General features: G+C 41.9%; 12 protein-coding genes. All 12 read right to left on the bottom strand.

Going from position 1 to position 13,851, the window contains the following annotated elements:
• Nucleotides 1-271 precede the first annotated feature (271 nt).
• The gene (locus ACT3QN_RS05705) at nt 272-880 is read right to left on the bottom strand and encodes a TerD family protein (RefSeq protein ID WP_444523072.1); all 609 of its coding nucleotides are present in this window, start codon (nt 878-880) and stop codon (nt 272-274) included.
• Nucleotides 881-913: 33 nt separating this feature from the next.
• The gene (locus ACT3QN_RS05710; protein ID WP_444523071.1) at nt 914-1,666 is read right to left on the bottom strand and encodes a TIGR00266 family protein; all 753 of its coding nucleotides are present in this window, start codon (nt 1,664-1,666) and stop codon (nt 914-916) included.
• Between the two features lie 221 nt (nt 1,667-1,887).
• Nucleotides 1,888-2,463 carry a TerD family protein gene (locus ACT3QN_RS05715; RefSeq protein WP_444523070.1) on the bottom strand — a complete coding sequence of 192 codons (576 nt, stop codon included), beginning with the start codon at nt 2,461-2,463 and terminating at the stop codon, nt 1,888-1,890.
• A 469-nt stretch (nt 2,464-2,932) separates the two neighbouring features.
• Nucleotides 2,933-3,853 (bottom strand): glutaminase, encoded by a 921-nt coding sequence (locus ACT3QN_RS05720; protein WP_444523069.1) that lies wholly within the window; start codon nt 3,851-3,853, stop codon nt 2,933-2,935.
• Between the two features lie 254 nt (nt 3,854-4,107).
• Nucleotides 4,108-5,175, bottom strand: a complete 1,068-nt coding sequence (locus ACT3QN_RS05725; RefSeq protein WP_444521332.1) for a DUF475 domain-containing protein — start codon at nt 5,173-5,175, stop codon at nt 4,108-4,110.
• A gap of 227 nt (nt 5,176-5,402) precedes the next feature.
• Entirely contained in the window at nt 5,403-5,978 is a 576-nt protein-coding gene (locus ACT3QN_RS05730) for a TerD family protein (protein ID WP_057760825.1), read from the bottom strand.
• 265 nt (nt 5,979-6,243) lie between these two features.
• Entirely contained in the window at nt 6,244-8,550 is a 2,307-nt protein-coding gene (rlmKL, locus tag ACT3QN_RS05735) for a bifunctional 23S rRNA (guanine(2069)-N(7))-methyltransferase RlmK/23S rRNA (guanine(2445)-N(2))-methyltransferase RlmL (protein WP_444529088.1), read from the bottom strand.
• 150 nt (nt 8,551-8,700) lie between these two features.
• Nucleotides 8,701-9,885 (bottom strand): mechanosensitive ion channel family protein, encoded by a 1,185-nt coding sequence (locus ACT3QN_RS05740; protein WP_444523067.1) that lies wholly within the window; start codon nt 9,883-9,885, stop codon nt 8,701-8,703.
• Nucleotides 9,886-10,045: 160 nt separating this feature from the next.
• The gene (locus tag ACT3QN_RS05745) at nt 10,046-11,566 is read right to left on the bottom strand and encodes a dihydrolipoyl dehydrogenase (RefSeq protein WP_444523066.1); all 1,521 of its coding nucleotides are present in this window, start codon (nt 11,564-11,566) and stop codon (nt 10,046-10,048) included.
• Between the two features lie 114 nt (nt 11,567-11,680).
• Nucleotides 11,681-12,178 carry a peroxiredoxin gene (locus ACT3QN_RS05750; RefSeq protein ID WP_444521336.1) on the bottom strand — a complete coding sequence of 166 codons (498 nt, stop codon included), beginning with the start codon at nt 12,176-12,178 and terminating at the stop codon, nt 11,681-11,683.
• A gap of 175 nt (nt 12,179-12,353) precedes the next feature.
• On the bottom strand, nt 12,354-12,683 hold the full coding sequence (locus ACT3QN_RS05755) for a hypothetical protein (protein ID WP_444521670.1): 330 nt from the start codon (nt 12,681-12,683) through the stop codon (nt 12,354-12,356).
• A 341-nt stretch (nt 12,684-13,024) separates the two neighbouring features.
• Complete coding sequence (gene queC, locus ACT3QN_RS05760) at nt 13,025-13,801, bottom strand: 7-cyano-7-deazaguanine synthase QueC (protein ID WP_444521669.1); 777 nt, start codon at nt 13,799-13,801, stop codon at nt 13,025-13,027.
• Between the last annotated feature and the right edge of the window lie 50 nt (nt 13,802-13,851).

Here is a 13,851-nt window from a genome sequence, read left to right on the forward strand (position 1 = left end):
TGTTACGAGACGTACGAGATGAGCATATGTTCAACGAGTTGTACATTATGAACAACGAATGACACATTTTTTATACTATATAGAAGTTATCAGGAGAGGGATAAAATATCTTATTGAAATGCTAGTTGATAAATGTGGTAGAAAAGAGAGGTAGAAAGAAATTTTTAATGGGCTTTGATGCAATATCTATAGTTTCTGAATTAGAAAACCCAGCTATTATAAATAACTGGGTTTTTTTGACATTTTATGCGCTACTATAATAGCGATCTATTTACGCATGCGGTGTGATAGCAGGCATCAAGTCATGGAAGGTGCGACCAGAGGCTGTCTCGCCAATAGCATGCATTTTCCATTCATTATTGTGACGATAGACTTTTGCCATTATCATTGCTGTGTGTCCACCTTGTGCAGACAGATTATAACGCGCTACTTCGCTATTGTTGTTGGCGTTGACAATACGACAAAATGCATTTTCTACGGTTTCGAACGTCTGACCAGTAAAGCTATTTACCGTAAATACCAATGAAACCACATTGGCAGGTACTCTTGAGAGATCGACATTGATGACTTCATCATCACCATCACCGTCGCCAGTACGGTTATCACCAGTATGCACGATACTGCCGTCTTTCGATTTTAGCTGACTAAACCAAATAGCATCGACCGCTTGCTTATTAGCGTCAAACATAATGCATGAAGCATCTAAGTCGATAGAATCACCACCAGAACCGCCGCCGAATAATTTTCCTAAGAAGCCACCTTTTTTGTCCTGTGGCCCTTGAGCAACATCCCAGCCTAGCCCCAATTTAACTTGAGTAAGATCGCCGCCAGCTTCTTTGCTTAGGGAGATTTTTTGACCTTTTTGAAGACTAACTGCCATGTGAGTATCCTTATAATAATTGTGAGTAAAATGCTATAAAATATTATCTAAAAAGCCACCGCCGCCACCACGTCCACCTGAGCTACTACCTAGGACGCTTTGTATCCAACCTTGATAACTGTCACGGTTACGCGAGCAAATAATAACTTTGCCACTTCCTGAGAAGTTTAAAACCATACCTTCGCCACTGGTGACGGAGTTGATGATATTGCTCATGATGCCTTTTTTCTTACTGGTCGAAACTGACAGTTTATATTCAAGATTTGAATCCCAGCAGACCACATGACCGTTATCAATGATGACGTCTTTGTCTGGTGTAACATCAATCTCAAACAACGAGCCAAAACCAGAAACAACAACCTGACCTTGACCCTGTGTCTGCATGACCATGAAGCCACCAGTATCACCAAATACCGCACCACCAAGGTTACGCTGAATGTTGGCTCTGATATCGACGCCAGTTTGTGCAGCCACAAAAGCACCATCACTAAGCGTATATTGCTGAGCACCACAATCGATGATTTGCATATCACCATCGAGCGTGGGCGCAAGCAAACAGTCACCTTCACCATTAACCGCTTCAATCTGCTGTTGAAACAACGACTCATCGTTTGCAAAGCGGCGCATCAGTGACTGCATCAGGCCACCTTGTAGCTTACCTTTCAGCTCAAGGTTAGACTCCATCATCACCATCGCATTGGCTTCACAATAAATTGAATCGCCCTTTTTAAGATTACAATGCAAAAAAGGTTCAATAGTACCGATTAAACTGAATGTTGCGGCCATGGCTTGCAAATCCTTATTCTAATATCTTTGTTAAATACTCTTAATATGTGCGTGTGCTTTTATGTGTGCGTGCTTTCATAGGCTCTATAATTTTAATGGTAAGCCAATTAAATTTAAAGCCATCAAATGCGTTAAAGGGGCACACTTGATGGCTTATCAGATCATAACCAGACGTCTGGTTGTGAGAATCGGCTTGCTAAACGTTTACGCTAGTTTTAACGTTAAACATTTACGCCATAAGAGGCTGCTAATGGTCCAAGACCACCACTGAAACCTTGACCTACAGCACGGAATTTCCAGTCACCGCTATGACGATACAATTCGCCAAAGATCATTGCTGTTTCAGTGCTACCGTCTTCTGATAGGTCGTAACGAGCGATTTCAGATTCGCCATTGTCGTTTACAACGCGGATATAAGCATCACCAACTTGACCGAAGTTTTGGTTACGTGCTTGGCCTTCATAGATGATTGCACAGATAGCTACTTTGTTAACGTCAGCTGGAATGCTACCAAGATTGATTTTGATTTTTTCGTCATCGCCATCGCCTTCGCCAGTACGGTTATCACCAGTATGCTCAACAGCGCCATTATCTGATTTTAGGTTGTTAAAAAAGATAAAATCTTGATCGTTACGAACTTTACCTGCTTCATTGATCAAAAAACCGATTGCATCTAAGTCAAACTCTTGGCCGTCAGTGGCACGTGGATCCCAGCCTAGACCGACTGTAATATTGGTTAAACCTGGCGCTTCTTTTGATAAGTTTACGTTGCCGCCTTTTGTTAAGCTAATAGCCATAAAAATATCCTTTGGATTAATAGTTAAGTGGATTGGATAATAAAAAAGAAACTAAATAAAAGTTGTGCAGTGACTGATATATCAGCTGAAACAGTATAAGTAACTTAGCTGTGTGCCATGTACTGTATATCATTAGGTTTTACTATACTAAGCGTTCGCCCACTAAGCAAGGCGTATTTTGTGCACTTACTATATGCTTACTAAAGGACATAATACTTCTGTATCTTTGATAATTTCTAATCAACTTAGCAATAGTCGTTAAGATATTGTTATGAAAAGTAATGTTTCATACAAGAGGGTTTTGACGCGAGGGTACTTTAAATAAAATAAGCGATTAAAAAAGTACCGACTTGCTATACGCGCTTAGATTAAATCAACTTATGGCTTATATATGCTTCGTAGCTAGTATAAAAGAGTATGAGCATGGCATGATATTAAGAGCCTATTTGTACAAATGTATATATAGCTCTTATTCTGCAAAAACTGACCAGCCTGTTTTTTGTACGAAACGCTCTAGCGCTTTTAGCCCAAGCTTAGAGTTGCCTACATGATCAAGCCCTGGTGACCAAACAGCGATAGAACCTTTACCAGGTGCTATGGTTAAAATACCGCCACCAACCCCGCTTTTACCTGGTAAGCCCACGCGATAAGCGAATTCGCCAGAACCATCGTAATGACCACACATCATCATAAGCGAGTTAATACGGCGTGCTCGGTTTTCATTGATGACACGTATTCCTGAGTGCTTATCAACTCCGTTAGACACCAGATAAAGACCAGCACTGGCTAACTGTTGGCAATTCATTTCAATTGAACATTGATGAAAATACGTACCTAATACATTATCTACATCGTGTTTTAAACGACCAAAGGATTTCATAAAGTGCGCCAGAGAAGCGTTTCGATCTTTGTGCGCCATTTCAGAAGCCGCGACTTTGTGATCAAAGCGAATGGTTTCGTCGTCTGCAATGAGATGAACAAATTGAAGAATCTCACCCAGTGTTTCTTTGGGTTCATGCCCCATCATAATAGCATCCACCACGGCAATGGCACCGGCATTGATAAATGGGTTACGTGGTCGGCCAGTCTCATGTTCGAGCATCACAATTGAATTAAAAGGATCACCAGATGGCTCACGCCCGACGTGTGTCCAAAGCGTGTCGCCTAGCTTGCCAAGACCAATGGTCAAAGTAAATACCTTGGAGATACTTTGGATGGAGAAGAGTGTGCTTGCATCACCTGCTGCATACATTTGTCCATCTGGAGTCGCTACGGCAATACCGAACTGATTAGGATCGATATGGGCCAATTGCGGAATATAATCTGCCACTTTTCCACGGTCAGTTTCTCTTGCCATTTCTGCGGCAATATCATCAAGAATTTTTTGCATATTGATTGTATGGTCTTATTTTTATGAGGTAGTTTAAGGTCAAGGATTTTAATTGAAGATAGGACAATAGTAACGGAATAAGCGCCATTTTAATCATTGATTATCTCAATTATTGAATATTCTGATATTTGAGTATCTCAACGCGCCCTAGTCGTATGGCAAAAACAGTATGACAAAAAAGCAGGCCATACTTTGTGGTATGGCCTGCTTAGATGTATAGCTAGATACAGACGGTATTATACTGAGAACATACCTTAGTTTAGGCTTGCTTTCTCAGCCTTACGATGCTGAAGTGATGCTAGCAGCGCCCAACCAATAAAGGCAATACCAATCAGACCAGTGATAATCTCTGGTACATGGAACTTCACTGACAATAGCATAATCAATGCCAACGCGCCGATTGCATAATGTGCGCCATGCTCAAGATAGATGAACTCGTCAAGCGTGCCTTTGTCTACTAAGAAGATAGTCATAGAACGTACGAACATCGCACCAATCGCAAGACCTAGCATGATAACAATCACGTCGTTGGTAATGGCAAATGCGCCAATCACACCATCAAAACTGAATGAGGCATCTAAAACTTCTAGGTATAAGAAACCAATGATACCGCCTTTCATGATGGCACTGGTCGCCGCAGCGCCCGAACCGTTTTCTTCGTTTTCTAGGTCTTCTTCAAGATCGCCCTCAAGCATGCCAGATACGACCTGTACGCCAAGGTAAACTAAGATACCCCAAACACCAGCGATTAAGACAGCGCTTGCTTGATTATCATTGGCCCATGACACCGCAATCATCAACACAATAAGTGCGACAAATACGCTCATAGCATCGACTTTGCCTAGCTTGGCTAAACGGCTTTCAAGCCAGCTGAACCAATGTACGTCTTTGTCATCAAAAATAAAGTTCAAGAATACTAAGAGTAAGAAGATACCACCAAATGCTGAAATTTCTGCATGGTGAGCCATCAGTCTTGCTGAGTACTCTTGAGGGTTATTCAATGCTAAATCGATTACTTGCATCATGCCAAGGTCAGCAGTAACGGCGACGATGACAATAGGGAAAACCAAGCGCATACCGAATACAGCGATTAGAATACCAACGGTTAAAAATATCTTTTTCCAAAATTCGTCCCAGCCCTTAAGGACTGAAGCATTGACCACCGCATTATCAAAAGATAATGAAATCTCCATAACGGCCAAAATAGCGGTAATAGAAAGAGTGGCTATCAAGCCGCCCATACCGCCATGTGAATATCCCCACCATGCTGCTATTGCCAAAGCAATCGCTGTGAAGATAAAGTCTAAATAAAAATGTCTCATGACACATCCTGTCTGGTTGCGTAAAGCTAAGGTCTACCTAGTATAGGCATGAACCGCAAAAAAGTGGTTATGACTAACCACTTTTTATGCATAATTTTAAACGAAACGTAAAGCATTACTAGTCATTTGGCCATTAAAAATTGTGACTATTTGCAACGATGGCGGTTTGCTATTTTGGACATGATTACGGTGACTAATAATAGACTAAGTACCAGTGAATAATGGTGTTAGATATCAACACCGTATTGCTGACACATAGCTTGCAAGCCGCCTGAATAGCCTTGACCAACAGCACGGAATTTCCATTCGCCGTTGTGACGATATACTTCGCCAAACACCATCGCTGTCTCAACAGAGTAATCTTCTGCTAGATCAAAACGTACGACTTCGGTGCCAGTCTCTTCGTTAACAACGCGGATAAAGGCGTTGGCGACCTGACCAAAGTTCTGACTACGAGCAGCAGCGTCATGAATAGTAACGGTCACGACTACTTTATCCACGTCAGCAGGTACTTGAGTTAGGTTTACTTTGATAACTTCATCATCACCGTCGCCTTCGCCAGTACGGTTGTCACCAGTATGTTCAACAGCGCCATTGTCAGACTTTAGCTGATTATAGAAGATAAAGTCATGATCGCCGCGCACTTTACCTGCACCATTTAGTAAGAACACGCTGGCATCGAGATCGAACTCAGCCCCAGAGGTGGCACGCTCATCCCAACCAAGACCGATAAGTAGCTTGGTCAAATTTGGGTCAGTTTTTGTTAGCGATAAATTACCGCCTTTATTAAGTGATAAAGCCATGGTTTTATCCTTCTTATTAGAAATTAGTGGTTTTATAAAATTATCGAAAAAAGGCGATGCTTGCACAACAACTGCGCAAATCCATCGCCTAGTAACGCTCTATCATAACAACAAAAAATGACCCAATCAAAGCTGATTGGGTCATTATTGTATTTCATATACATTTGGCAAAAAACAGAATTTTCAGGTACGTAGACTACCACTATAAATATGTAGTCTTATATATATAAATCCTGTTTATGGACTTTAAGTCTCATATCTTGAGTTATAGACTTTGACGATGACGAATCTCAAAGCTTTGATGAATTGGCTTCTTGATATTGAAATCAAAACCAATGGTTTTTTGAGTAATATCAACGATGTCATAACGCTGAGTCAACTGCTCATCTAGCTCAAAACGAGTAAAGTTATTAGAAAAATACAGGACGCCATCAGAGGTGAGACGGTTCATTGCACGGTTAATCAGTGCAGCATGATCACGTTGCACATCAAAGGTACCTTGGAATTTCTTAGAGTTTGAGAAGGTCGGTGGATCAATAAAGATAACATCGAACTGCTCAGTATTGTCTTTAATCCATTCAAAAATATCAGCAGCAACGAATTGGTATTTGTTGCGACTAACGTCTAAACCGTTTAAGACAAAGTTTTGCTTGCCCCAGTCTAGATAGTTCTGTGACAAATCAACGCTAGTCACTTTTTTCGCACCAGCGAGTGCTGCATGCAAGCTTGCGGTACAAGTATAAGCGAACAGGTTAAGTACTGCTTTATCGCGACTGTTGGCTTTGATACGAGCACGCATATTACGGTGATCGATAAACAGGCCAGTATCTAAATAATCTGTAAAGTTGACATAGGTATACGCACCATCTTCGCGTGCTACATGAAACTTGCCGCGTTTTTCCGTGGTGTTTTGCTTGCTGTATTGATCGTTACCAGACTGACGGGCACGCGTTTTGATAAAGACCTGTTCACGGTTAATATCAAAGACTTCGCGAATACCCATTAATGCCAAGTTAAAGCGTTTTTTTGCAGTCTCAGGCGGTATTGTCTTTGGTGGCGCATATTCTTGCACATGAGCATAGTCACCGTATAAATCGATCGCGACTTTGAAGTCTGGCAAATCAGCATCATAGACACGTATATTACTGACATTATCTTTTTTAGCCAATTTTTTAAGCTTAGCAAGATTTTTTTGCAAGCGATTGACAAAGTCCTGTCCTTCTTCTACTTCAATCTCACGCTTTTCGAAACGACTGACAAGATTGCCCGTTTGTCCCGCGATAAGTGTTCCATAGCGGAAATAAACAGTGATGGCACCATTATGACAGCGTAACGTTTTTGGCTCTTTAATCGGTAAGATATCCACTTGTTCGACATTGGCAGCCAAGATACCAAGCATTGGATCAATACCGCTACCAGCAAAGCTGTCTTGCAAGATAAGCCCAATCGCTTGGTACAACGGCTTAATCATTTCTTCATCACCCAAACGCTCACCATAAGGTGGGTTAGTGATGACCAAAGGATTGCTCAGTCGACCATCATTAACTAATGGCTTGAGCACATTGCTGAGCTGGTCAAGTGCACGACGCTCGATATCGAGTAGCGGTAAAATGTCTTGTAGACCTGCTGCAATTAAATTTTTTTCTGTCGCAAGAACCGCACCACTATCAGCATCAAACCCTAACATAAGTGGCAACGTATCAGGCTGCTCATTAGCAATCTCTAATGCTTCGCGGAAACGCGTTTGGGCATCATCGATCATCTCTTGCCATAGCGTATCGTCATGATGCTGCCATTGATAAAAACCAAATTGATTGGCAGCTTTGTCGATACCCACGGCATAGTCGCAATGCATGAGTAGCGCTTCGATAAGGAATGTACCAGAACCACACATTGGGTCAATTAACGCATTGTAGAATGGCGCGTCACCGGCTTCGTTTTTCTTATGCCAACCAGCGCTATAGAGTAGGGCTGCTGCTAAATTTTCTTTTAGCGGCGCTTCTGTCATAGCCACACGGTAACCACGGCGATGCAAACTGGTACCTGATAAATCTAAATATAGCTCGGCTTGCTTGTCATTGATGGTTGCAAAAACAGAGAAGTCTGGGTTTTTACTATCGACGTTAGGACGGCTGTCGTAAACTTCGTTGAACGTATCGGCAATCGCATCTTTGATACGTAGCATGGCAAACTGCTGACTGACGGCGACACGCTTATCAACAGACAGACGAATAGCAAAGGTTTGCTCTAGGCTAAATTGCTCAGTCCAATTGACCGATTTCGCCAAGCCATATAGCTGCTCTGCAACGTCGTATTCTGCGTTGATATTTTTGCGTTTAATCAGCATCAGTACTCGTGAGGCTACTCGTGACCAAAGGCAGATAGTATATAGCTCACGTAAGCCGCCAGTTACGGTTAGACGGCCAGTACTTTTGATTTCGCTGTCAATGCCAAAACTGGTTAGCTCAGTTTGCAGTGGTGCTTCAAGCCCATCGGCACAGGTAATAATAAGATCAAGCGACAACTCTGGTGAAGCTGCTGCTAGAGATGTGGGCGCGGTTTGTTCGGTCATACGGGTACCTGTGGGCTAAATTGACAAAAAAGCAAATAATAAGATAATCGGTGTAACCAGCAATTTTACCATAATTCACGGTAGGATAGTTCAAAGTGGTCATGTTTAAGATTTGAAGATGTGATAGCCATATGCATAAGAATAAATTGTCTACTCATCCTTGGTCCGTGGTAGTTTCTCTGGGAGAATTTGAGTGGTGGTTGCAAAAGGCTTAGTGGCAATAGGATAGTCAATGTCTTTTGGCATAAGCAAGCGCATATGAGGATAAGGGGTAGAGATATTTGCAGCATCAAAGGCAACCTTGATACCTTCTTTTAGGCCCTCTTTAATCTTTGGCATACGCGCAACGGCTGCTGGCTTGACCCAAAAACGTACGATAAAAAACACCCCATACTCGCCAATTTCTGCGACAGTCGCTGAGGTTTCAGGCCGATTGAGCACTACATCGGTATCGCTCAGCACCTGTAATATTTCTTGGCGAGCTGTCTCAATGTCGTCCTCAAATGCGATACGTACGCGAATATCAAAACGTATAAAGTTTTTAGAAGTCAGGTTAATCACTTCAGAGGAGGCAACGTTAGAGTTTGGAATGATAACCGTAATATTGTCACGAGTAAGGATATGAGTAGTCCGCAGCGCGATAAGTACCACGCGTCCCTCAGTGTCATTGATATGAATCCAATCACCAACTTGAAAGGACTGCTCAAGTAAAATAGTAATACCAGCGATGAAATTAGCGAGAGTAGACTGAGCGGCGAAACCCACTGCCAAACCAACAATGCCTAAACCGGCAACCAACGACACAATATCAAAGCCAAATTGCGCCATAACGCTGGCAAGTCCAAGTACCAACAGCAGTACGGATAAGATGTTCTTAAGCAACTGCTCTATTGAAGCGTTGAGGCCATAGTGCTGTAAGACTCTGTGAATGATCTGTCCTGATGATGCCCAAAGTACGTAATAGATACCGGCCCAAGTGCTTGCCTTCGCGGTGGCTTTAATGGTTTCTGGTTCAAAGTTTATCTGACTCATGATAGCGATTAGGCTTGCGACAATCCATATATAGCGTAAGACTGAACGGGCAATCTTAGTACGGCGTTCATTCAATCGAATTTTGGCTCGGCTCTGCCTAAGAATATAATTGGCCAACCAATAAAAAAATCCCAATACCGCAAGCAGTATTAGGATTTTGATGCCAGTGCTGACCAGTTCTGCTGCTTGTGAGGACCAATTAAGTGAGTCCTCATCTATAGAGCCGCCAAGAGCAAGGTAAAGACTAGTATGTAAGTCATGAACAATTTCTTTGAAGAAGTCAGTAATACTAGCAATTGGCATTGTTTCGTCCATGCAGGTTGCGATTATAAAAAACGTTATACATGAAATAGCTGTCTACAAATTATATCAAGCTGACCATACAATCACACGTGATATAAGCAATGATTCAGTCTAGAGAGTTAAATTCCAAAAGTTTTATTGGGCTAAAAAATATAAACCGTTAAAAGTTGTCTTCTTGTGCGTCTTGAGACTGGAAAGGGATCTCCATTTTATATTGAACATCGCGTAGTGCTGTGCGTAGTCCCTCTAATATCGTTGGATGGTAAAAAGGCGTGTCTAGCAAGGCTTTGATGCTTAAGTCATTAGTAATAGCAGTAGCAAGTATGTGTCCAATATACTCGGCATCAGGGCCGACCATGCTAGCACCTAGAATCTTATCTGTTTTTTTGCAGCCATAGATGTGTAGCAGACCACAATTAACTCCCATCACACGACTACGCCCTTGATTGTCAAAGCTTACGCTACCGATGACAAACTCCAACTCTGAGTCTTCTTGAATCTCTGGTAGAGACATACCGATATTAACAATTTGTGGTGAGCAAAAGACGATAGAAAAAGGTGGGGCAGGTGGGCGGATATAAGCCCCTTCTGTATTTTCACAAACCATGCTGCCTGCACTATAGCCCTCATCACTGGCTACATGTAATAGTGGAATATTGGCATTGGCATCACCAACGATATAGACGTTTAAGTCGCCAATCTGACCTGTTTTTTTACTCAAGTCCTTCGGACGGTTCTTATCATCTAGCTTAACGCCTAAGTTTTCAACACCTAGCTGCTCAATATTGTTGCGACGACCAGTAGCAACTAATACGTATTCACCTTGCCATTGTTGAGACTTGCCAGTGCTATCTTCATATTCGATAAATGCAGTGGTATTTTTATTGCTTCCATTACTTTCAGAGGTATCGTTTGCAGTAGATTTTGTACCAACATCAGTGATTTTACTTCCCAAATGCATGGTCAATTCACGACTTAAGCAATCGATCGCCTTATGATTGATATCGTCGTCTTGTAGACCAGCGACTTGTTTAACGCGGTTTAACAGTGTGACTTCTACACCTAAACGCGTAAACGCTTGCGCAAGCTCTAGACCAATGGCACCAGCACCGACGACAGCCATAGTTTTTGGCAAGTCTTCAAGCTCAAAGACACTGTCAGAAGTAAGCATGGTATCACCAAGCTTTTCTGCCCATCCATCGGGGATAAACGGCGAGCTACCTGTGGCGACAATGATTTGCTCAGCGGCAATCAGCTCATCGTTGACCTTGATTAAACCTTGTTCATTGATATGAGCACGACCATCAATTTTCTTATGATCAGGCCAGCTGTCCACTTGTTTCTTTATATAGCTGGCAAAATGACTGCGTTCATCACGTACACGCTTCATTACTTGTTTGCCATCTATTTGTGCCGTTGCATGAATACCAAATTCAGCAGAATGATTGGTATCGTGTGCACGGTCAGCAGCTGCAATTAGCAGCTTACTAGGCATACACCCAACGGCAATACAGGTAGTGGTCCAAAACCCTTCGTTTATAATGACCACGTCGTCTTTGATTTTACTTGCTTGGCGAAAAGCATTTTGTCCTGCGGTACCAGCGCCAATAATGGCGACGGATACTTTGCGCGTGACTTCTTTTGACATATCGTCAGTGGTAGTGCCAGTTTTTTTATTCATATTATTCTCTAATAGGGGAAAGTTATATTCAGTAATAGACTGAATTTTTAGCTTATATTTTTTATTCAGTTTTTATAATTATGACGGATACTGATTCAATGATAGAACCAATAATTACGGCGCTAATATAGTCAGTAAACGACTGGTATAGTCTTTGGCACGTAGATTACGCTGCGCATGAGTTAATTCGCTGTCTTTATTGAATACAAATGCTGAACGTACAAGGCCTAGCGTGACTTTGCCATACATATTTTTTTCTTTGATAACGTCAAAATACTGGCATAACTTTTCATCAGTATCACTGATAAGTGGAATTTGCAGGTCATATTTGTCGATAAACTTTTCATGAGATTCGACGCTATCACGAGAGACGCCGATAATGTCGTAGCCTAATTCGTCAAAGTCATGAAGATGCGAGGTAAATTCTGTTGCCTGTGTGGTACAGCCTGGCGTGTTGTCTTTGGGGTAAAAATACAGAATAAGGCCTTTATCGGTATTAGCGACCATTTCTTTTAAATTGATTTCATCATGAATGAAATTACCCGCAAGCTTGCGTACGATAGTTACTGGGAAATCAGGTAGGTGAATGGTTTCTGTCGTTGGCTTGGCCATTGTAAAATCCTTATTAGTTTTAGTTGTGTGTATTGGCTTAATCAAGGTTCTATTTATAGTGTTCTTATTATAAGCAGATTAGTAGAAATAAATAATCAGTTTTACACTTTGTCCATTCATTGGCAACAAAAAAGACTGGCAATGGCCAGTCTTTTGTATATCAAACGATTAAAAGTTAAGCAGGTTTTTGTGGCTTCTTTAAATCTAGACCAACAGTACACTGTTGCAGATCTTTTTGCATTGCCTTCACATAAGGCAGACCAGATGGATCCTTTTTATCTTGTGCGTAGCTTTCTATTTCCCACATCTGACCGATGGTCATGTTGCTACGTACGTCAATAGTACAGTTGCACAGTTTGGTCGCGTTGCTTTTGTCAGCGACCTTGTATTTGACTGCGCCATCGACACATGAGTTGATATTTTGTTGCTTAATGTCGGCGGCGTTGGCTTGTGGCATGGCAAATAAGGCAGCTAAGGCTAGGGGTAATACTGGCAACAACTTCATAGATGTCCTCTTACAGGTGGCGTCAATTTTGTGTATTTTGTTCAATGCAAAGTCAACTCATTAATATATGAGTAACTAATATTGTTATATACATCGTTTGATAGATACAATCGTCCATACGATAGCAAGTATGTCGATTAAAATACAAGAACGACATGCTGTGTTAATGCAAGCGAATGTTGCGCAAATGTTCACGGACAACATCGCTGAATGCAATATTTAACGTTAGTGTGTAGTTTGCTCAATATAATCTGGATACAAGGAAGGCAAGTAAAAGTATCGTAACTAGTTTAAGCGCGCTTGATAGCGTATCCAGTTTGTATAGGATTGACCTAAATTAATTAAGACTGGTAGTGAGTAGGATCGGTTACGCCAGCTTGGGCAAAGCCCTGACGACGTAATGCGCAGCTGTCACAAACACCGCAAGCAAGGCCATCGGCATCTGCGCGATAACAAGAAATTGTCTGCCCGTAATCGACACCTAATGATAGGCCAAGCTCAATCGTTTGTGCTTTTGACAATTGCTGTAATGGTGTTTGAATCGATAAACGATGGCCAGTAACGCCTGCTTTTGTCGCAAGGTTGGCCATATGTTCAAAGGCAGCTATATACTCTGGGCGACAATCAGGATAACCAGAATAGTCAACTGAGCTGACACCGATGACGATATGATTGGCATCAGCGACTTCGGCAACTGCTAACGCGTACGATAAAAAGATAGTATTACGCGCAGGCACATAAGTATTGGGGATAGCATCGTTATCAATTTCATCGCGTTTTTTGCTAGGGAATTTATCTGAATCCCCATCTGGCACGATCATACTGTGATCTGTTAGTGATGAGCCGCCCAGTTGTGCGATATCAATATCGATGATTCTATGATTGACGCCTGCTGTATCAGCGATGGTCTTTGCGGCGACAAGTTCACTATTATGACGTTGACCATAGTCAAAGCTAACGGCTGTCACTGATGCATAGCGTGATTTTGCCCAATATAAGCAAGTCACCGAATCGAGACCGCCTGATAAAAGGACAACCGCATTTTGGCTTTTGGTAAGAGCTGCTAAGTCAGCATCTGATACTTGATCGGAGGTATTTTGCAAAGTAACGTTAGTCATAGTGTTGTCTATTATTGGTTTACGAAAACGGCTATTTTAGCAAAAATACG

The organism is Psychrobacter sp. AOP7-C1-14, assembly GCF_052376135.1.
Taxonomy (GTDB): domain Bacteria; phylum Pseudomonadota; class Gammaproteobacteria; order Pseudomonadales; family Moraxellaceae; genus Psychrobacter.

Bases quoted from the DNA above. Each gene is read 5' to 3' on its own strand.
- ACT3QN_RS05710 (WP_444523071.1), bottom strand. From the start codon at position 1,666: ATGGCCGCAACATTCAGTTTAATCGGTACTATTGAACCTTTTTTGCAT.
- ACT3QN_RS05730 (WP_057760825.1), bottom strand. From the start codon at position 5,978: ATGGCTTTATCACTTAATAAAGGCGGTAATTTATCGCTAACAAAAACT.
- queC (WP_444521669.1), bottom strand. From the start codon at position 13,801: ATGACTAACGTTACTTTGCAAAATACCTCCGATCAAGTATCAGATGCT.
- ACT3QN_RS05740 (WP_444523067.1), bottom strand. From the start codon at position 9,885: ATGCCAATTGCTAGTATTACTGACTTCTTCAAAGAAATTGTTCATGAC.
- ACT3QN_RS05705 (WP_444523072.1), bottom strand. From the start codon at position 880: ATGGCAGTTAGTCTTCAAAAAGGTCAAAAAATCTCCCTAAGCAAAGAA.
- ACT3QN_RS05750 (WP_444521336.1), bottom strand. From the start codon at position 12,178: ATGGCCAAGCCAACGACAGAAACCATTCACCTACCTGATTTCCCAGTA.
- ACT3QN_RS05755 (WP_444521670.1), bottom strand. From the start codon at position 12,683: ATGAAGTTGTTGCCAGTATTACCCCTAGCCTTAGCTGCCTTATTTGCC.
- ACT3QN_RS05715 (WP_444523070.1), bottom strand. From the start codon at position 2,463: ATGGCTATTAGCTTAACAAAAGGCGGCAACGTAAACTTATCAAAAGAA.
- ACT3QN_RS05725 (WP_444521332.1), bottom strand. From the start codon at position 5,175: ATGAGACATTTTTATTTAGACTTTATCTTCACAGCGATTGCTTTGGCA.
- rlmKL (WP_444529088.1), bottom strand. From the start codon at position 8,550: ATGACCGAACAAACCGCGCCCACATCTCTAGCAGCAGCTTCACCAGAG.
- ACT3QN_RS05720 (WP_444523069.1), bottom strand. From the start codon at position 3,853: ATGCAAAAAATTCTTGATGATATTGCCGCAGAAATGGCAAGAGAAACT.
- ACT3QN_RS05745 (WP_444523066.1), bottom strand. From the start codon at position 11,566: ATGAATAAAAAAACTGGCACTACCACTGACGATATGTCAAAAGAAGTC.